The organism is Segatella copri (genome assembly GCF_019249795.2).
Lineage (GTDB): Bacteria > Bacteroidota > Bacteroidia > Bacteroidales > Bacteroidaceae > Prevotella > Prevotella copri_B.
In genome coordinates, this window is the sequence record NZ_CP156892.1 from 241,913 (window position 1) to 262,500 (window position 20,588).

The 20,588-nt window shown below is 45.5% G+C and carries 16 protein-coding genes; 3 read left to right on the plus strand and 13 right to left on the minus strand.

Annotated features, from left to right (window positions below; translation table 11 throughout):
• Position 1: 1 nt before the first annotated feature.
• From KUA48_RS14000 to KUA48_RS14060, 13 genes are all read right to left on the minus strand, one after another.
• A complete protein-coding gene (locus KUA48_RS14000) occupies positions 2–1,573 on the minus strand; it encodes an NADH-quinone oxidoreductase subunit C (protein WP_218431692.1) in 1,572 nt (523 codons plus the stop codon).
• A 19-nt stretch (positions 1,574–1,592) separates the two neighbouring features.
• Positions 1,593–2,318, minus strand: coding sequence for an NADH-quinone oxidoreductase subunit B (locus KUA48_RS14005; RefSeq protein WP_118154005.1), 726 nt, complete (start codon positions 2,316–2,318; stop codon positions 1,593–1,595).
• Positions 2,309–2,659 (minus strand): NADH-quinone oxidoreductase subunit A, encoded by a 351-nt coding sequence (locus KUA48_RS14010; protein WP_006846362.1) that lies wholly within the window; start codon positions 2,657–2,659, stop codon positions 2,309–2,311. Before KUA48_RS14010 ends, KUA48_RS14005 begins: the two co-directional genes overlap by 10 nt.
• Positions 2,660–3,387: 728 nt before the next feature.
• On the minus strand, positions 3,388–4,014 hold the full coding sequence (locus KUA48_RS14015; RefSeq protein ID WP_117587062.1) for a deoxynucleoside kinase: 627 nt from the start codon (positions 4,012–4,014) through the stop codon (positions 3,388–3,390).
• 27 nt (positions 4,015–4,041) lie between these two features.
• Positions 4,042–4,659 (minus strand): deoxynucleoside kinase, encoded by a 618-nt coding sequence (locus tag KUA48_RS14020; RefSeq protein ID WP_153073840.1) that lies wholly within the window; start codon positions 4,657–4,659, stop codon positions 4,042–4,044.
• Positions 4,660–4,822: 163 nt separating this feature from the next.
• Complete coding sequence (locus KUA48_RS14025; RefSeq protein ID WP_218431691.1) at positions 4,823–6,004, minus strand: AGE family epimerase/isomerase; 1,182 nt, start codon at positions 6,002–6,004, stop codon at positions 4,823–4,825.
• 41 nt (positions 6,005–6,045) lie between these two features.
• Positions 6,046–7,389: an MFS transporter gene (locus KUA48_RS14030; RefSeq protein ID WP_218431690.1), complete on the minus strand. Its 1,344-nt coding sequence runs from the start codon at positions 7,387–7,389 to the stop codon at positions 6,046–6,048.
• A gap of 173 nt (positions 7,390–7,562) precedes the next feature.
• On the minus strand, positions 7,563–8,735 hold the full coding sequence (locus tag KUA48_RS14035) for a glycosidase (RefSeq protein ID WP_218431688.1): 1,173 nt from the start codon (positions 8,733–8,735) through the stop codon (positions 7,563–7,565).
• A gap of 88 nt (positions 8,736–8,823) precedes the next feature.
• Positions 8,824–9,984 (minus strand): glycoside hydrolase family 26 protein, encoded by a 1,161-nt coding sequence (locus KUA48_RS14040; protein ID WP_256624398.1) that lies wholly within the window; start codon positions 9,982–9,984, stop codon positions 8,824–8,826.
• 4 nt (positions 9,985–9,988) lie between these two features.
• The gene (locus tag KUA48_RS14045) at positions 9,989–11,320 is read right to left on the minus strand and encodes an acetylxylan esterase (protein ID WP_218431687.1); all 1,332 of its coding nucleotides are present in this window, start codon (positions 11,318–11,320) and stop codon (positions 9,989–9,991) included.
• 967 nt (positions 11,321–12,287) lie between these two features.
• The gene (locus KUA48_RS14050) at positions 12,288–13,574 is read right to left on the minus strand and encodes a cellulase family glycosylhydrolase (RefSeq protein ID WP_218431685.1); all 1,287 of its coding nucleotides are present in this window, start codon (positions 13,572–13,574) and stop codon (positions 12,288–12,290) included.
• Between the two features lie 120 nt (positions 13,575–13,694).
• Entirely contained in the window at positions 13,695–15,008 is a 1,314-nt protein-coding gene (locus KUA48_RS14055) for a glycoside hydrolase family 5 protein (RefSeq protein WP_218431684.1), read from the minus strand.
• A gap of 197 nt (positions 15,009–15,205) precedes the next feature.
• Positions 15,206–16,156, minus strand: coding sequence for an ATPase (locus tag KUA48_RS14060; RefSeq protein ID WP_218431682.1), 951 nt, complete (start codon positions 16,154–16,156; stop codon positions 15,206–15,208).
• A gap of 176 nt (positions 16,157–16,332) precedes the next feature.
• Between KUA48_RS14060 and KUA48_RS14065 the strand changes: the two genes are divergently transcribed.
• From KUA48_RS14065 to KUA48_RS14075, 3 genes are all read left to right on the plus strand, one after another.
• Complete coding sequence (locus KUA48_RS14065; protein WP_218431681.1) at positions 16,333–18,693, plus strand: mechanosensitive ion channel family protein; 2,361 nt, start codon at positions 16,333–16,335, stop codon at positions 18,691–18,693.
• Positions 18,694–18,768: 75 nt separating this feature from the next.
• Positions 18,769–19,518, plus strand: a complete 750-nt coding sequence (gene kdsA / locus KUA48_RS14070; RefSeq protein WP_218431680.1) for a 3-deoxy-8-phosphooctulonate synthase — start codon at positions 18,769–18,771, stop codon at positions 19,516–19,518.
• 61 nt (positions 19,519–19,579) lie between these two features.
• Complete coding sequence (locus KUA48_RS14075; RefSeq protein ID WP_153073925.1) at positions 19,580–20,560, plus strand: SIS domain-containing protein; 981 nt, start codon at positions 19,580–19,582, stop codon at positions 20,558–20,560.
• Positions 20,561–20,588 lie beyond the last annotated feature (28 nt).

Consider the following 20,588-nt stretch of genomic DNA (forward strand, 5'->3'; position numbering starts at 1 on the left):
ATTATCTATCAATATCAGGGATTACGAAATCGATTGCTGCACCTGTAGTGATGAGGTCGGCGATCTTCTGACCACGGAGCATTGGATCCAAGGCTCCTGTGAGTGAAAGACCCATCGGACGCATCTTCATACGGTATGGACTCTTGTCACCCTTTGAGTCGAGATATACACCAAACTCGCCGCTGGCACCCTCAACAGAGAAGTACCACTGTCCCTCCGGAACCTTGATAATTGGCTTCTGCTTGATGTAGTACTCACCCTCTGGAATGTTGTCAATCAACTGCTCGATGATGTCCAAGCTCTGATACAACTCCTGGATATGTACATAGTAACGATCCATTGAATCGCAACCGGTAAGGGTGATTTCCTTCCACTCCACCTTGTCGTACATATCGTATGGATGACGCTTGCGGGTATCGTTCTTCCAACCTGATGCACGACCAGCAGGACCGGTTACGGCATAGTTGATACAATCCTCAAGGTTCATAGGGCCTACGCCTTCGAGACGATTGTGAGTAATCACGTTGTCACCGAATACGTCGAGGTACTCCTGAATCATCGGACGGAGATACTTGCAGAGGGTCTTCACGTTCTGAACGAAGTTAGGGTCGATATCTGCCTGAAGGCCACCGATACGGTAGTAGTTCTGAATCAGACGGCCACCAGTGGTTTCCTCCATAACGTTCAATACGTGCTCACGGTCGCGCATGCAGTAGAGGAATGCGGTCAAGGCACCCAAGTCCTGTGCGGTACAGCCGAGATAGAGCAAGTGTGAGTCGATACGCTGCAACTCATCCATAATGGTGCGGATGTAGCGGATGCGGTCTGAGAGTTCGATACCCATAGCCTCCTCGATAACACCAACCAGAGCGTGGCGGTGCATCATCGCAGAAAGATAGTTCAGACGGTCGGTCAATGCCAAGGTCTGAGGATAGGTCATGTTCTCCCACATCTTCTCGATACCACGGTGAATATAACCGAGGTGTGGATAGATGCGCTTCACGGTCTCACCATCAATAACAGTCTGCAATCTGAGCACACCATGGGTAGATGGGTGGTTAGGACCAATGTTGACAACATAGTCGTTCTCATCAAAGCGACGCTTCTCTGTAACAACGAGATGGCCATCTTCGCTCAAGGAAAACTCCATGGTGAAGTCATCCTCTGGCTCATCAGTACAAGGGAACTTGTTTGCCTCAGGACTCATATCGAAGTCCTTGCGCAATGGATAGCCCTGGAAATCGGTGCGGAGGAAAAGACGGCGCATATCTGGGTGACCCAGGAACTTGATGCCGACAAAATCGAATACCTCACGCTCCAGGAGGTCAGCTACCTTCCAGAGATTGATAACTGTAGGAATCACATCACTGCCATCTACCTTCTTGGCGATGGTCTTTACCGAGCAGCGCTCGTTGGTCTGAGTATTCTCGAGAATATAGATACATCCGAGACCTTCCTCACCGAAGTCTTCACCGATGATGGTAACAAGGTAGTCGAAATGCTTCTCGTTCTTCAACTTCGCCATTTCTGAGGCGAAATTATCAAAACTCAATTCAATATTATTCAGTTTCATGTTCTTATACCTTATTATATTAATCAGTTAGACCTTTCTGAGGGTCGAAATCCTCAGGTACTTCAGTTACGATGATAGGCTCCTTGTGTCCGAGCTTCTCGCTGTCAGAGAGGTTCTCGTTGCTCAAGCCGCGAAGACCACCCTTGCTCATAGAGAGTTCCTTCTCATCCTGAGTCATCTTGTGGTTGGCACCACCGAAGAATTTCTCAACCTTTACCTTACGCTGCAACTGCATCATACCGTAAAGGATAGCCTCAGGGCGTGGAGGACAACCAGGGATATAAACATCCACAGGAACCAACTCGCTGATACCACGAACCACATTGTAGCTCTTCTTGAACGGACCACCAGAGATGGCGCATCCACCTACAGCTACCACATACTTAGGCTCAGCCATTTCATCGTACAAACGTTTGAAAACAGGTGCCATCTTATTGGTAATAGTACCGGCACACATGATCAAGTCAGCCTGACGTGGAGAGTTACGGGTTACCTCGAAACCGAAACGTGAGAAGTCGTAACGCGCACAACCTACAGCCATAAACTCGATACCACAGCAAGAGGTACCGAAGGTCAAAGACCAGAGTGAGTTACTGCGTCCCCAGTTAATGGCAGCATCGAGCGAACCGATTACCACGTTAGCACCACCCTCATTGAGCTCCTGCGCAATCTTTTCGAGGGTATCATTGTCCTTAAACTCGTCGTAAGGAATACTCTTGATAGAGGCTCTTTTGTTTACTTCCATTCCAATGCTCCTTTCCGCCAAGCGTAAGCAAGGCCAAATACCAATACCAACAGGAAGAACCCGATGCTCACGAGAGCCATAGGTCCAAACTGCTTAACTACGACTGCCCATGGATAAAGCAATACTGTCTCGATGTCAAACATCAGGAAAAGGATGGCGAAGAGGTAGTAGCCGATGTGTGATGGCAACCATGAGCTGCCACGAGTCGGAATACCGCACTCAAAAGGTTCACCCTTTACCGGATTGTATGAACGAGGACCGATCAACTTCGCGATGACATAAGCAGCCACCACCAAGGTTACAGCCGTCAGCAAAACGGTGATAAATAGTGTAAAGTTCATAAATTTGTTATAACGTTATTTTATATAAATGCTTCTAAGCGGTTGCAAAGGTAACACTTTTTTCTGAAAGAGCACTTTTTTTTATGGTTTAATTTGCGTTCAAAGTGAAAAAATACAAAAAACTGCCTGATTTAATCAGTTAACAGACAGTATTAACGAAGGTTCGGAAACAGAGAAAACGAGCGTATTTTGTAGCAAAAAGGAACAGAATAGTAGGATTTTTTTGCCCCAAAATAAGTTAAAAAGAATGCAGCTATTGAATATTTTCCAAGGTTTAAGAGATTATAACAGGGAAAATATGTATCTTTGCAGCCACGAACCAGGTTCTAAGGATATGATTGAATAAGCGAAAGGAGACGTTTCTTTGGGTTCAAAGAGATGTCTCTTTTAGTTTTAGGAGACTGCTTCTCGAGTTGAAGGAGACTGCTTCTCGAAGGTTGCCACTAAGCTCAGCAGACCTACTGAGCCTAGTCAGCAGCTCTGCCGAGCCTAGTGACAACACCTTTTAATCGTACAACTACAACCCTTATAGTCGTACAACCATAACCCTTTAGTTGTACAACCATAAAACGCAACCACGCCAGGCGTTCCTCCTTTGACGCCTAGCGGGGTTGCGCTTTTTACCTTTATGATAAGGACTTGGGGGACTAGCGATGGAATCGCTAAGAACGGGGGGGGCGAAAGGGGTTAAGGTTCTTTTTACCTTTTTACCCTTTTACTTTTTACTTTTAAACCTCTTTTTCAGCAAACAGGCCGAAGAGTTCAGCATCTATTAGGTCAGTAACCTTTCGGAAGTCTTCCGGATTCTCTCCGAACTCCAGATTATCACCATCGATGATGATGAGGCGACCTTTATAATCCTTGATCCAATCCTCATAACGCTTGTTCAAGCCCTGGAGATAATCGATGCGGATGCTCTTCTCGAAATCGCGGCCACGCTTCTCGATATGCTTCACGAGCGTAGGAATGCTGCTCTTGATATATATCATCAGGTCAGGGAGTTTCACCAGACTGATCATCAGATCAAAGAGATCGGTATAGTTCTTGAAATCCCTGTCGCTCATCATACCGATATCATGAAGATTAGGCGCAAAGATACGCGCATCCTCGAAGATGGTTCTATCCTGTACGATGGTCTGCTCTGAACGGGAAATCTCCACAACATCATGGAATCGCTTGTTCAGGAAGTAAATCTGAAGATTAAACGACCAACGTTCCATATCCTTGTAATAATCAGCCAGATATGGATTATTATCTACCGGCTCGAAATTAGCTTTCCAGCCATATCTCTTGGCAAGCATCTTGGTTAATGTTGTCTTGCCGCTACCTATATTTCCTGCTATTGCTATATGCATTTTTTTTACCTTTTTACTTTTTTACCTTTAAGAGAACAGCCCGAAGAGCTTGGCATCTATCTTATCTACGATTTCACCAAACTGCTTGGGATTGTGCTCGAAATCGAGATTATCAACTTCTACGATAAGCACCTTGCCCTTATACTTGTTCATGATGAAATCTTCGTAAAGATTGTTGATACCTTCCAGATAATCCAAAGGCATCTTCTGCTCATAATCACGACCGCGCTTCTGGATATTCTTCACGAGGTGAGGAACTGAAGAACGGAGATATATCATCAGTTCAGGCATCTCCACCACTTCCATCATAGACTCGAAGAGCTCCATATAAGTCTCGTAGTCGCGCTGGTCCATGTTGCCCATCTTCCGGTTGTTGGCCGCAAAGACATAAACACCCTCAAAGATGGTGCGGTCCTGGATAACCGTCTCTTTACTGTGTTGGATTTCCAGCAGATTCTTGAATCGCTGCTTCAGATAGAACACCTCCATATTGAGAGCCCATCGCGAGATATCCTTGTAATAGTCATCGATATAGGGGTTTTCAGCCACGGGCTCCAAGTACTGTTTCCATCCATAATGTCTAGAAAGCATCTTGGTGAGGGTTGTCTTGCCACTACCGATATTTCCTGCTATTGCTATATACATTTATTAATACGAATAATTTACAATTTAATAATGAATAATGGGGCTGGCGCCGCATTGGCTGCAAAAGTACAATAAAAAATCGGGATAAACAAAAAAATCCAAGCAAATATATGATTTGCTTGGATTTTTGTATTATATTCCTGCCTTGCAGGGAATCTGTATGTTAATAGTCACGTTCGATGAGTTCGAGACACATACGGGAGTTGTGGTAAGGACATTTCCAGAAACCCGCCTTATCATCCTCCTTGTTGACCGTACCATCTTCCAGGATAGCCCAGTGCCACTCGCCGTTCTTGGCATCCAGCAGATGCTTGGCTACATAGTTCCAGCAGGAGATGGCAACCAGAAGATTCTCTTCGGTACGGAAATACTGATAGAGGTCGATATGTCCGATGATGTTCTCGCACTGCACCCACCACTGGCGCTGGAGATCATACTTATCTCCATCTTTCCAATGCTCATAAACCATACTGCCATCCGGACGTAAGCCTTCATCTGCTGCATCGGCTATACGACGGATGATGCGCTCTATCTTATGCAGCAATATCTTATCGTCCAAAACCAGCGCGGTTTCGTGGAGCAGCCAGGACGCCTCAATATCATGACCATAGCTCTCGATATTGCGCTTGCCCTCCCACTCGTCATTGAAGAAGAGGTCGAGATGATAAGTCTCCTTGTTCAGAAGCTTATCGGTGAAGATATCGAGCAGATTGCGGATGCTCTTCTCCAGTTCCGGAGTCTTCCATACACGATAAAGATTGGTATATGGCTCGATGATATGCAGATGGGTATTCATCGTACGGGAACCATTCTCATCCTTATCAGAGAGACGCATGTCTGCAATCGGATTCCACTCACGGGTCAATGCCTCGATATATCCGTTGTTCTTGGCATCAAAGGCATGCTTCTCGATGTCATGATACAGGGAGATGGCGATATCCAACGCCTCCTTGTCACCTGTTGCACGGGCATACTCCGAGAAACCATAGATGGCAAAGCCGATGGTATAAGTCTGCTTCTTGGTATCGAGCGGATTACCCTGACAGTCAACACTCCAGTAGATTCCGCCATATTCCCTGTCGAGGAAATAATCGCGCACATAATCCTTGGCACGGGTGGCAGCCTCAAGATACTCCGGCTTCTTCAAGACACGATAGGCAGCAGAAAACGCCCAGAGGATACGGGCATTCATCACTGCTCCCTTCTCGGCTACAGGATGTACCTGGTCGTTACCGTCTACACGTCCGTAAAAGCCACCGTTTTCTTCATCTTTCACTTTCGTTAGCCAATAGCTGAGGATGTTGTTCTCCAGAACATCCCGCATCGTTTCTTTAAGATTTTCCATTTTTCCTTTTTTAATAGTGATTATTAGTTATGTTAAAACAATTATTTGCGGATAGGGAACTTCCAGGCAAGCACCATCAGCAGGAAGGCGATGACGGCTGGGAAGAGTGAGAACAATGACCATACCATCGTAAGTACAGAGTCGGTGACGCTGGCTGGGTCGATCATCGTATTACCCATCTTATCTGTTATCATGTTGGCACCTGCCCAGCCCAGGAAGAGGGCGATGAGAGAACCGGAAATGGCTGTACCAAACTTCTGGCTCATCGTACCGGAAGAGAAGATAAGACCTGTAGCGGATGTTCCGAAATGCTCGGTATGGTAGTCGGCTACATCGGCATACATTGACCACATCAATGGCGAATAGATACCGATACCGATAGAGGTAAGGATAACGATGGCTATCATCACCCAGATATACGACGGATTCATCGGGATGAAGAAGAAGACAACCGAGAGAACCAGACAGAGTGTTGCAGCCCAGAAGAATGCCATGCGCTTGCTGCCTACCAGACGGGTGAACCAAGGAGATACACCACCGAAAATCATACAAGTTACTTCACCAAACGCCATGAAAACGGTATAGTTGATAATCAATCCCTCGATGGTTACATTGCCATGCAGACAGTAATCAAACATATAGCCAGCTACGGCATAGCGGAATCCGTTGAAGAAGTTGGTACACACGGCGATGGCTGTCATATAGAGCCAAGCCTTGTTGTGAACGAGGTCGGCAAACTGCTGGAAAGAGAACTTCTCAGCACGCTTCGGCTTCAGACGTTCCTTGGTAAGGAGTCCGCAAGCCAATGTCATCACAGCTGCAATAATACCGAGCACGGCACCAATGACAGCATACTGATGTGCGGCTGTTCCACCTACCATTTTCTGGAGATAAGGGAAAGAAAGCAGGGTGACGAATCCCATGGCATAAGCACCCACCATACGGAAAGAAGAGAATTGGTTCTTCTCATCATCATCCTCGGTCATCACACCGAGCAATGAGCCGTAAGGCACATTCACCATGGTATATACCGCCATCATCAGCAGATAGAGGGCGTAAGCATAGATTCGCTTGCCCACAGGACCGAAGTCTGGTGTATAGAGCAAGAGGGCGAATATCAATCCGAAAGGAATGGCACCATAGATGAGCCAAGGACGGTAGGTACCGAAACGGCTCTGGGTACGGTCGGCAAGAGTACCCATCAGTGGGTCAGTAACCACATCAAACATGCGGGCTACGAGCATCAGTACTGCCGCATCCGCAAACGAGAGTCCGAAGACATTTGTAAAAAACAGAGGAAAAGCGATAGACATCACCTTCCATACAATACCACCCGCAGCGGCATCACCCAATGCATAAGCTATTTTTTCTTTTAAACGAGCCATTGTTTTACTTTGAACTTTGAATTTTGAACTTTGAACTTTATGATTAGCAAAAACTATTGAATTCTTCGTTCTTCACTCTTCACTTATTAATATTTAAAAAGGGATTCGCTCCCCATCTATATCTGATAATACGGATGAGGAGTACGAATCCCTACAATCTTAATACCTGAAACTTATTTACTTAAAGTCTGTTTATTTTTTGCTACCAAAGCCTTGATCTTCTCTACAGAGAACTGAGTACGATAATCATCCTTTGGTGTATTCATGCAGTAATCTACCAATCGGTCGATGGTAGAAGTTGCCACATGCATGCGGGTATCAGAAGAAGCATAGTAGATGAATACCTTGCCATCCTCATCTGCAATCCAACCATTGGCAAAGACTACGTTCATTACATCACCGATATACTCAGGACCTTCCGGTACGAGGAGATATCCACCTGGTTCTGCAATCACCTTTGTAGGATCCTCAAGAGAAGTCATGTACATATAGAGCACATAGCGGAGACCGCTGGCACAGCCACGAACACCGTGAGCCAGATGCAACCAGCCCTTATCAGTCTTGATAGGATGAGGACCCTCACCGTTCTTCACCTCCTGGATGGTATGATAGTGACGGGCATTGATGATCTTCTCTTCCTTGATTTCGGCATGAGTGATATCATCAACAAGAGCCCAACCGATACCACCACCAGAACCTGTATCGATGAAACCATCCTGTGGACGGGTATAGAAAGCATACTTGCCATCAACGAATTCCGGATGGAGAACCACATTGCGCTGCTGGCTCTTGGTTTTCAAATCAGGAAGGCGCTCCCAGTTTACCAGATCCTTGGTACGAGCGATGGCTGCAGTAGCAGTAGCAGCACTGAGGTCGCCAGGCTGTGCATCATCATGACGCTCTGCACAGAACACGCCATAGATATAACCATCCTCATGAGCTGTGAGTCGCATATCATAGATGTTGGTAGCAGGAATAACATCCTCCGGCATAGTGATAGGCTCATCCCAGAAACGGAAGTTGTCAACACCATTAGGACTCTCTGCTACGGCAAAGAAACTCTTGCGGTCAGCACCCTCAACACGAACAACGAGGAGATACTTACCATTCCACTTGATGGCACCCGAATTGAGGGTAGCATTCATCATGATGCGCTGCATGAGATAAGGGTTGCTCTTCTCATCGAAGTCGTAACGCCACTCCAATGGTGTATGTTCTGCGGTGAGGATTGGGTTCTTATACTTTTCGTAGATACCATTTCCCCACTCTACGGGTTCATTCTTACGGCTCAACAGTTCCTCATGATGAGCGCGAAGTGCTTTCACTTTGTCTTGAAATGTAGTCATATTTTATTTTATATTAATGTTGAGTGTTGAATGTTGAGTATAAAATGTACATTGGACTAATGCCAATTCAACATTCAACATTCAACATTTATTTAACCTTTAAAACCTCTTTGGCAAAGAGGACTTTCTTTTCCTTCTTGAATGCTTTGAAGTCCTCGACGATGGCACCATCGCCTACTCCAGGAAGATAGGCTTCCTCCTGAGGTTTATCCCAGGCATTACGCCAGAAGAGTACATAACTCAACTGATACTTCTGAAGTACAGGCCAAAGGGTTTGCGTAAACCAGTCCTTCTTGCTGGAGATACCCCTGCAACCCGTTTCGGTGAGGGCAGGAATCTTGCCGACCTTCTTGGCTGCCTCCATCAGCACATCGAGCGTAGCGGCAAGGTTCTGCTGATAGTTGGCATCGCTGTTGTCGAACTCGTAGACGTCAACACCCAGCATATCCACATACTTTTCTCCCGGGAATCGCTCCAGGAATTTTTCTACCGTCTTCTCGTCGCTGAGATTTGGTGACCAAGCCCAAACGATGTTATTGCACCCTGCTTTAGTAAGTATATTTAGGGTTTTTACGTATAATTGGTTATATTGTGCAGGTGTGCAACTGCTAGCTCCCCACCAGAACCATCCGCCATTCATTTCATGCCATGGTCGGAAGATGACAGGAACCAGTTTACCATCGTTTGTCTTCAAAGAAAGGATGAAATCGGAAACCTTCTTGAGCCATCCGTCGAACTTCTGTTGCTGGGCGCCTCCATCCAGGATAGCAGCTACGGCATCACCTTTCGGATCCCAGGCATTCTCGCCAGTAACCGGATTCCAAGGATGCCAACTCAAAGTAACGATGCCTCCTCTCTCATTTTGGGCAATGATTTCTTTTCGCATACGATCGAAAGATACGCCATCGAGGTTTTCCTTGCTGTCGAGCTCTAGCTTACCGAGATCAAAGCCCATCACAGCAGGATAATCACCTGTAGTGAGTAATACATCGCTCTTTCCTTCATCCCATTTCCAAGTAGTACCATACACCGGATCATCCTGATGACCGAGCATGATTCCCTTGTTCCGTAATTTCTGCAGTCTGACCTTCAGTTGCTCTGCCGGAGTATTGCAACATTGCTTTTTACCCTTGCAGCAGGAAGTATTGGCAGTCTGGACTGATGCGCCCGTAACGCCATCAACCTGTGCCATTGCTCCTTGCATCGCCATGAGGCAAGCAGCACCAATCAAAATTCTTTTTCCTATCATATATCTATTTCTTTAATTGCTGAATAATCCAAGCCTGCCATTCATCCCACTGCTCCTGATACCAGTAATGACCGGTCATCTGGTACAGACTCAAGGTCTTAGGCGCTTTTACCGAATTATAAAGGCCGTAAGATGATGTTGGCGGAACCACCTCATCATTATAACCGAAACTGTACCAGCCAGGAACGGTGATACGACGGGCGAAGTTGACGCCATCATAATAGCGTGCACCTTCGAGTCTTGCCTTTTCCAAATCTGTAAGTTTCTGCTCTTTCCATGCAGCCCCCTGTGCCTTGTCTTCCTTATAGAAATAGTGAGGCCAGCCGCCTGCAACTCCGTGAATCTCAGCTTCATAATCACACATAGCATCATGAACAGGAGCCAGGAATGTGATTCGCTTATCGAGAGCTGCCACAGCGATGGAAAGAAATCCACCCTGTGATGAACCCGTTACACCGATAGTCTTTCCGTTCCACTCAGGGAGCGAAGCGATATAATCCACACCACGGACTGCACCGGTTACTACCCGTCTGTAAGCATTGCGATAAGGATTCTCGAGATTGGTATCCCAGTAGCCTTTCAGTTCGCCATTGGCAAGATCATCATAAATCTTCTGCTGCATGGTAACAGGAACACCGTGAATACCGATTTCCAGTACGATGCACTCAGCAGGAGCCGTATAAGTATCGCCGGCATAAGGGCGTACACCCGCACCAGGTACACGGAGCAAAGCCGGATACTTACCTTCTTTTACCGGGACACTCAGGATGCCATACATCTTAGAGCCCCATCGGTTGTTGTTATAACTTATTTCATATACATTCTTATCCTTGGTACAACGCTCAGGCAGAAGCACCTTGGTAGGATTGAGGTCATTCTGTCTTGCCTCATCCAGTGCCTTCTTCCAGAAAGCATCGAAATCCTTAGGTTCCTGTGCGAAAGGCTGGATCTTCTCTGGAGAGAAACCTGCCGTGCAAAGTCCCTCGTAATCCTTGCCATCAACATGAGCGATAACCTTGAGACGATAGAAGCCCGGTCTGTTCAGACTGCCGCACCATTTCATGGTTCCGCCCTTGAGAGTGGTACTTTTCTTCACCTCCGGAAACATTGCCGGACCGGCTTCATAATCAACCTTCACCTGGTTGAGTAGCGTACCGCTCTTTCTCACATTCACCGTGAAGTTAGCCTTCTCGCCTATCCGGTAATTCCAGTCCTGATGGTCAGGAGTTACCGTTACCACGATGTTGTTTCCTCTGATTTGTGCGCTGAGGCTTGAAGTCCCCAGCACACTCATCAGAACACCTATAATTATTAACCTAAAAACAAGCTGCTTCATTGTTCAATTGTTATTAATTTATTGCTAATTGTTTATTTCCTGTTTTACGGCTGCAAAGATACTGCAAATTTTCGAACTTCTCATGTATTTTTTTGCTCAATAAACATACTTTTCTTCAAAGATGAAAAAAGTGCTTTTTATAATCCAATGATACTAAATTATATTAAGGTACGCGAACATTATATATAATATAGCTCTCAACAGAATCTATTGATTCCAAACTTCTTTTCCGAGAAAAGAAACATAGCTTACCTGATGTTTGGCAGAAACCAGGGAGAACCGATTGAGGAGCATTACTATACTCCATATCCTGGTGTATCGAACAAAAAGACTCATGGGTTCATGGAAATGATAAATGATGAAGTTTGTGTTTTCCTGGAAAAGCTAAACGGACTATATCTTGAACATTAATCAATGTTCGAAACGGATAAAATCAAAAAGAGAGGGCATTACATACCCTCTCTTTTTGATTGAAACTGCCAAGAAATTCAGGGGTTTTCTTTCAAAAAGAAGGAAAAGAAAAAAATCATCCCCCTCTGGTTCTTCATTTCAAGTGAAGTTTATCTGGAGTTCAAATGAAGCTCACTTGATTCTGGGCAGGATGTATCTAAAATTACGTCGCGACGTATCTGGAGCTGCGTCGGGACGTACCAGATGCTACGTCGGGACGCAATTTCGGGAACAGCATTGGAGATTATACGGGAAAAAACAGCATCAAAAACACCGCTAAAAATCACCAAAAACGCCTGAGTATCGCTATTTTTATGGCAATATATGGCAGATTATGGCAATTAAAAAGCTATTGCAATATCGGGACATTCTCATAATCAAACAGTTAACGAACTATATGGCAATTCTTTTACGAAAAAACATAAAAGTATTATCATAAAAAGTCAAACAAAAAAAGAGGGTGCACCATGAAAACAGATGGTACACCCTCCTAAAACAACTAACAATTTCACTAAACTTATAACTTACCAATCTTCTTCATTCTGTCTACCTGCGTCTTTACTACATCCAATGTAGATTTATCGGTAGAGAAAACGGAGTTCAGACCTTGCGCCTCCTGAGCAGGATCACCGGTGTAGTCATCACCTACCTGCCACTGCTCATGCTTAGGATTGGCAAAGCCGCCCCATCCCCAGAAGTTGCAACCGGCAAAGTAACCGCCAGATGCAGCATTGTCGCCAACAAGACTGAACACATACTTATAATATCCATCACGTGCTTCTGTTGTAGAAGAAGTTGAGAAAGAGAAACCATCACGAGGATAGCCGAACTCCTCCATCACCAATGGCTTCCTGATACGTCCGCATACCTCAAGATGTTCATCAATATACTCCTTTGTGTTCTGGCAGGAGATTTCCAAATCTTCCTGCAAATGGTCTTTTCTCGCCCAACTCCAGTTGTATGGCCAAAGATGAATGTTGCAATAATCTACATTCTTGTCGGCACAGATCCGTTCCCAACAGTTCAGTTCACCTTCACATCCAAATTTACCTTCGCTACCGATAGAAATCAGATGATTCTTATCGAGCGAACGGATCAGCTTGCTCGCTTCACCCAGCCACTTTTCGAAAGCAGGCAACTGCTCTTTGCTGAAAGCACGAGGCTCATTACCTATCTGCCATGACATGATAGCCGGGTCGTCCTTATACTTCTTCTTTGTATATCTGTTGGTTCTCGTAAGTATGAATTTCACATAATCATAGAAAAGCTGATGCGCCTTTTCGCAGGATGCATATTTGGCGACGAAGTTCATGAAGGCAGGATATCCATCTTCGTTAGGACGGAGAGCCTGGCCCAAACCAGCCTGCTCCAGGTAATAGCCATAACCGCCACTCCATTCCCAGGAATTGTTCAGATAGAGCACGGCCAGCATCTTGCGTTTTCCCATCTCCATCAGCAGATAGTCGAGACCGGCAAGAATCGTATCGTTATAAACGCCCGGAGCTTCCTGCAGCGTCGGCTCAACCTTGGTCTTCACTCCTCGCTTTCCATCAGAGCCCACCAGGATGCGGAGGTTGTCAATGCCCATCTCCTTCATCTTATCGAGTTCCTTGCAGAGACGCTCGCGGTTGCCGCCCTGTCCTTCTGAACCGAGGATGGCACCATACCAGAAATTGGTACCTACATAATAATAAGGTTTACCGTCGCGAACGAAATGTCCGTCCTTTACCTGCACAAAGTTTGACTTCGCAGAGATATTGCATGTAGCCAATGCCATCATCAATAAAACAAATATCTTCTTCATCTATTTATTAAGTTTACAGTTTAAAGATTCATTTTCGGTTGCAAAGATACGAAATAAGGGCAAAAAAGCATGATACTTTTTTGCCCTTTCTACATATAATATTGCTTTTTCTCTATTTTTCTAAGGTTTCGGATAGATTTTCAGGTAATCTTCCATCCCTTCGGCTGCTCCCTGCATCACACCTTTAAATATATAGGAGTCAGAAACCACCTGTTTTTTTCTGTCGAAGATGGTCATGTGAGGAAGAGGCTGCACATTGATATCCCAGACATACTGGATAAGACCTGCCTTCATCATTTCGGCAGTCACAGCACCATACCATGCCATCATACTCTCATTATGCTTCTCCTGATTACCACCGAAGAGAGAGGCATCCTTACGGTTGGCACCATATTCGCCGATGACTACCGGATAACCCAGATCTACAAACTTCTGTTTCATCTTCATCACCTGATTGGTGATATGCTGGTAGGCATCCACATTCTTATTATTATACCAGATGGTGTTTACGGTTCGTCCCTGGTCATCGGCAGGAGCATGTCCTTTCCAATAAAGAGCCACCTTGCCCCAATCGGCATCTTTGTCCATCAAGGTAAATATATAAGGATCGTAGAAATGAACCTCTGCCATCAGACGGTTCTTCGCATTATCTTTCAGACGGGTGATGTCGTAAGAATCCTTGGCTGCCAAATCAATCTCGGTCTTTGGAGTCTGTACGATGAGCACACGGCTGGCATTATTACCACCGGTAGCACGGACGGCATCGATAAACACCTGTTCGTATGCCAGGAGACGGTCGGCTAACTCCTTACTATCAGGAGCCAGCATGTCGCCTTGAACCTGCGGACTGGCGCCTCCCACTCCCGGTTCGTTGAGGACAGCAAAGAGAACCCGCTGGTCATACATCTTGAATTCCTTTGCTATATTCGTCCACAGCTTGCGGAACATCTCCTTATATTCTGTCACATTCGCCCCACTGGTAAAGGCATCATGCTCCATCCATCCGCCATCCCAGTGTTCGTTGATGATGACACAGAGACCGGCATTGAGACCATAGTTTACGATTTCCTTGATTCGTTTCATCCAGACAGGATCTATGGTCATATTCTCCTTATCCGTAAGATGTCCAGCCACCCAGGATATAGGGATGCGAAGACTGTTGAACCCCTGCTGTTTCAAACTCCGGATATAGCTCTCAGTAGTCTTATCATTCTGCCATGAAGTTTCCGACTTCAATCCTGCCTGATTGGTAAAGACCTCATTCCAGTCGCACGCCTCCATCGTATTACCCAGGTTGACTCCTGGAGCCATATAGTGAGCCAGTTCGGTAGCCGTGAGTTTCATTTTCGAGATACGGTCATCCACAGGTTTAACCTGTGCGCCAGCCCAAGCAAAATGAGCGGCAGCCAATATAATCATAACTATCTTCTTCATATATCAATCTAACATATTATCGGGTTTTGAAGTTATCATGTTGCAAAGATAGCGAAAAAACTGTAGCGTGAATGTATACTTTTGATAAAAGGATAAGTATATTATGTTAGGATGTACGATATTTGCACAAAAAAAGGACGCACATCAGAGAAAAATTCCCCTGATATACGCCCACACCTACTTTATATCAAACTAGTTTAATTAACATGATATTTTATCAACCCCGGCATCGGAGCTTTCAATATCTGGAAAATCTTGAGATGAAACTCATCCTCCATCACATTTCTCAAAGGTGATTCAAAGTAATGAGCTATGCTTCCAACAAAACCAAGCATCGGGATTTCTTCTTCCAAGGATGAATGCCATGCCTTCATGCCTGGCTCCAACTGGCTTATATCCTCGGTGCTCGCCTTGACATATTTAATATAAGGTGTGAGATTCTTTGCGTAGAACTGATTAAAACTCTCCAGTATCATACGATAGAGAGCCATCGCTTCATTCAGTTCGTCAGTCCCGTTCTCGTATTTCTCACCTTCTGCTATCTGTTCTGAGATAAAAGGACAGATGGAAGCCAGAAAGCGATTGGCAAGCGGCTGTCTGTACACCTTATTAATAATAGTAGGATAATCCAAGCCTGACCAGGCAAGATATTTATTCTTTAGCGATACAGGCAATGTGCCCTTGAAGATACCATTGAGAAAAAGTTTGCCGATTACTGCCCCACTACCCTCATCGCCCAGGATATATCCCAACGGAGGCGTGTTCATCACAATCTTCTCTCCATCGTAAAGACAACTGTTGGCACCGGTTCCCAAAATACAGGCAATACCCGGTTTCTTGCCAAAGAGGGCACGGGCTGCTCCCAGCATATCACCTTCTGCCTCAACCTTGGCTTCGGGAAAAGACTGCTGCAAGAGTGATTTCATGCGAGACTTCATCGCCTCGGTTACTCCACTGCCATAAAAGAAAACCTGCTGAGGCTGCTCTGACAGAACAAGTTCCTTACACAATACATCCAATATCTCGGCATCACTCTGATGAATCGGACTGATGCCCTGCGTCTTACAGGTAACCATCACGTTACCCTGTTCATCAACCAGAGCCCAATCGGTCTTGGTACTGCCACTATCTGCTATGAGTATCTTCATATTCTTATCTGATTAATTAACATATCCTTTGACGTTGCAAATGTAATCAATTTATATGAAAAATGCAAAAGATAACCCTAAAAATCGAACGTAAAGATGCTAATATATCAAAAAAGGCGATTTTCTCTTTGCTTTTTCACGAATTATTAATAACTTTGCAGTCAAATTTACTAAATATGAAGAAGAGACTATACATCATAATTCTGCTGATGGTGGCATTCGTGCTGCCAAGCAACGCAGTGCTCAAGGAAGCCAACCTGGACACAACACTCTATATGCTGCGTACAGAATTGACCAACTATCACATAGACTTGGAGAAACAGAACCAAGCTGCCAAGGCTCAACAGTTGGCTGTGATTCAGGAACTCATCAGTATTGTGAAACAGGCTGACCAGAACTCCATCATGCTCTATTCGCAGCGCAATGGGTATATTTTCGACATGACGTATGCCTGTCATGAGGCTACAGAGCAGTTTAAGAAGTTTAAGTCGAAGGCTGTTCCTTTCCGCCAGATGATCAAGAAGAACAATGTTGAGGTGGCTCGTTTCGATTCGCTCATTAACTATCTCTACGGCATGAACACCATGTTTCTCAGCGAAGAAGCACAGGTGAACCGAAACGTAGACCTGACTCTGGCTGTCAATATCCGCCGCCAGCTGGTAGAGAAACAGAAACAGTTGCAAGCCTATGTGCAGGCTTACGACCGAACCGACCGTAAGTTACAGGCGCTCAACGACTATGCCAACCGCAGATACGAAGATATCCAGAACAGTATCTTCAATAATGGAGACGACAACTATCTGCGCATACTCCGTAACTTCAGCATGAACTATAAGGAGGCGAAGACATCTGTAACCGAGAAATACAAGCCCGTACCGGGCATGATGTCGCAATGGGATGTTCGTATCATCTACATCCTCTTTGGTATCATCGTCTTCTGGGGACTAATCTCCATCTTCCTCAATCTCTTTACCATCCGCATCGTGATTACCCAACTCATGAAGCATGGTATGTTCGAGAACAGAAAGGAAAGTTTTATGGCAAAACGACCATGCCTTGTCATGGCGATGACGGTAGTAACCTTCGCATTCATCCTGGGTATCGTAAGAATGGCGGTTACCCAGAACTTCGTGATTATGGCAAGCCAGCTGCTGGTAGAATATTCCTGGCTAGTTGGCGTCATCCTGGTATCTATCCTGCTACGTGTAGACAACGATAAGATCAAGAATACCTTCCGTATCTATTCACCATTGATGCTGGTAGGTTTCATCGTTATCGTGTTCCGTATCATCCTGATACCAAACGACCTGGTAAACCTCATCTTTCCACCAGTCCTTCTGCTCTGCGCTCTCTGGCAGTGGAATGTGATTGGCAGAAAGCACAACCAGGTATTACGCACCGACAAGACATACGCATTCATATCGCTTGCCGTATTCGGAGTAAGTACCATTTTTGCCTGGACAGGTTTCACACTGCTTGCCGTCCAGCTTATCATCTGGTGGACCATGCTGCTTACCTGCGTGCTTACCATCACCTGTTGCGAAGGATGGCTCAGCGTATATGCCAAGCGTAAGAAGTTGGCTGACAAGGCGATTACCGACAAATGGCTGTATCGCTTTATCTATAAGGTATTGCTCCCTATTTCAGGCGTACTCTCGTTCATCATCTCTATCTATTGGGCTGCAGATATATTCAACATGAGTGATACGACATGGGAGATATTCAACAAGGATTACATCAAGACCAGTAACTTCACTGCATCGCTTTTCAGTATTTCAGAGGTAGCTTGCCTGTACTTCCTGTTCAACTACATCAACATTACTTCTGTAGATTTCATGCGTCATCACTTCGAGAAGGCAGACCCGGCGTCGGCTGCTTCAAAGATTGTGATGTTCAAGAACGTGATGCAGGTGATTATCTGGGGTATCTGGCTGCTGATAGCCCTGAATGTGTTCCAGGTAGGAAAATCATGGCTGCTAGCTATCTTTGCCGGTTTATCAACTGGTCTGGGTTTTGCATCAAAGGATATTCTCGAGAACATCTACTACGGCATCTCTCTGATGATGGGCCGTGTGAAGGTGGGTGACTATATTATCTGTGATGGCACCCGTGGTAAGGTAAGCAGTATCAGTTATACCTCTACGATGCTGGAGGCTACCGACGGTTCGGTCATAGCCTTCCAGAACTCGCAGCTTTTCTCCAAAAACTACAAGAACATGACCAAAAATCATGGTTATGAGCTGGATATTCTGGAGGTAGGTATTGCTTATGGCAGCAATGTGAAGGAAGTGAAACAGATTCTGATTGATGCCCTCATGAAACTGGACTGTATCTATCAGGACAAAGGCGTGAAGGTGTTACTGAAGAGTTTCGATGACAGCTGCATCACACTCAGAATCGTAGTATGGGTGAACGTGCTTACCCAAGCCATCGATGATGCCACCATCATGGAGTGCATCTACGATACGCTCAACGATCATAACATCGAGATTCCGTTCCCACAGCGTGAAATTACAATCAAACAAGTTAATAATTAACAGGTTACAGTTTACAGTTAATAGCAGGTTAGCTCCCTATTAACTGTAAACTATAAACTATAAACTTTAAAAAACATGGCAACATTCATTGCAGGTCCTTGCGTCATCGAGTCAATGGAACTATTGGAAACAGTAGCTCAGGAACTCGTCCGCATCAACGAAAAGTTAGGAACAAAAATCATATTCAAGGCTTCATTCGATAAAGCCAACCGTACCAGCATCCACTCTTTCCGTGGTCCAGGACTGGAGAAAGGACTCCAGATGCTGGGAGATATCAGGAAGAAGTACAACCTTCAGGTTACAACAGATATTCATGAGAGTTATCAGGCTTCAGCAGCAGGCGAAGTATGTGATATTCTCCAGATTCCAGCCTTCCTCTGCCGACAGACCGACCTTCTGGTTTCTGCAGCTAAGACAGGCAAAACCGTCAACATCAAGAAGGCACAGTTCCTGAGCGGAAGAGATATGAAATATCCTGTAGAAAAGGCTTTAGAGAGCGGTGCCAAAGAAGTTTGGCTCACAGAACGCGGCAACTGTTTCGGCTATAACAATCTCGTGGTAGATTTCAGAAACATCCCTGACATGAAGGAGATTGTGCCAAATGTCATCATGGACTGTACCCATAGCGTTCAGCGCCCGAGTGCAGGTGACGGCAAAACCGTAGGCGACCGTAAGTTCGTTCCAGCAATGGCAAAGGCGGCTAAAGCTTTCGGAGCTACCGGCTACTTCTTTGAAGTACATCCAGCCCCAGACCAGGGCAAGAGCGATGCTGCCAATATGCTGGAATTAAACAAGTTGGAATCACTTATAGAAGAACTCCTGTAAGTGAAAAACGAAGAAAAAAGGTTCGGCGTCCGAAGGGAAAGCCAATTCAAATGATTTAGAAATGACCGATAAAAATAACAATATAGATGATAAGATTGTTCGCGGTTATGGCGAACAGGCTCTTAGAAACGAGGCGCAGGCCATCCTCGACCAGATACCTTATCTGGATGACAACTTTGAGAAAGCTGTAGACATGATGTATCAATGTCAAGGCAAGATTATCGTTACAGGTGTGGGCAAGAGTGGACACGTAGGTGCCAAGATTGCCGCTACACTTGCCTCTACAGGCACACCAGCCTTCTACATCAATCCACTGGATATCTATCACGGCGACTTAGGTGTGATGACCGACAAGGATGTGGTTCTGGCACTGAGTAACAGCGGTCAGACCGATGAACTGCTTCGTTTCATCCCGATGGTACTCCACATGAATATTCCTATCATTTCCATCACCGGAAATCCAGATTCCCTGCTGGCAAAATACTCCAACCATCATATCACCGTAAAGGTAAAGAAGGAGGCTTGTCCGCTGAACCTAGCCCCTACCAGCAGTACTACTGCAGCATTGGCTATGGGTGATGCACTGGCTATCGCCCTGATGCAGGTACGCCACTTCAAGCCTCGTGACTTTGCACAGTTCCATCCTGGTGGAGAATTAGGCAAACGACTGCTGACCACAGCAGAAGATGTGATGCGCAGCGATGATATGCCTATCATTCCCAAGGAAATGCACCTGGGCGAGGCTATCATCCACGTAAGCAAGGGCAAACTGGGATTGGGTATCTCATTGGATGAAGACAACCACGTTATCGGACTTATTACCGATGGTGATATCCGACGCGCCATGGAGAAATGGCAGGCAGAATTCTTTAACAAGACTGTAAGCGACATCATGACCACCACTCCGAAAATGGTGACTCCGAAGACGAAGATTTCGGAGATTCAGCGCATCATGCACAAATATAAGGTGCATACGGTACTGGTTGTAGACAAGGATAATCATCTGAAAGGTATCGTAGACCACTATGCCTGCATGGTATAAATTTTTAGGCACGGATTACACAGATTAC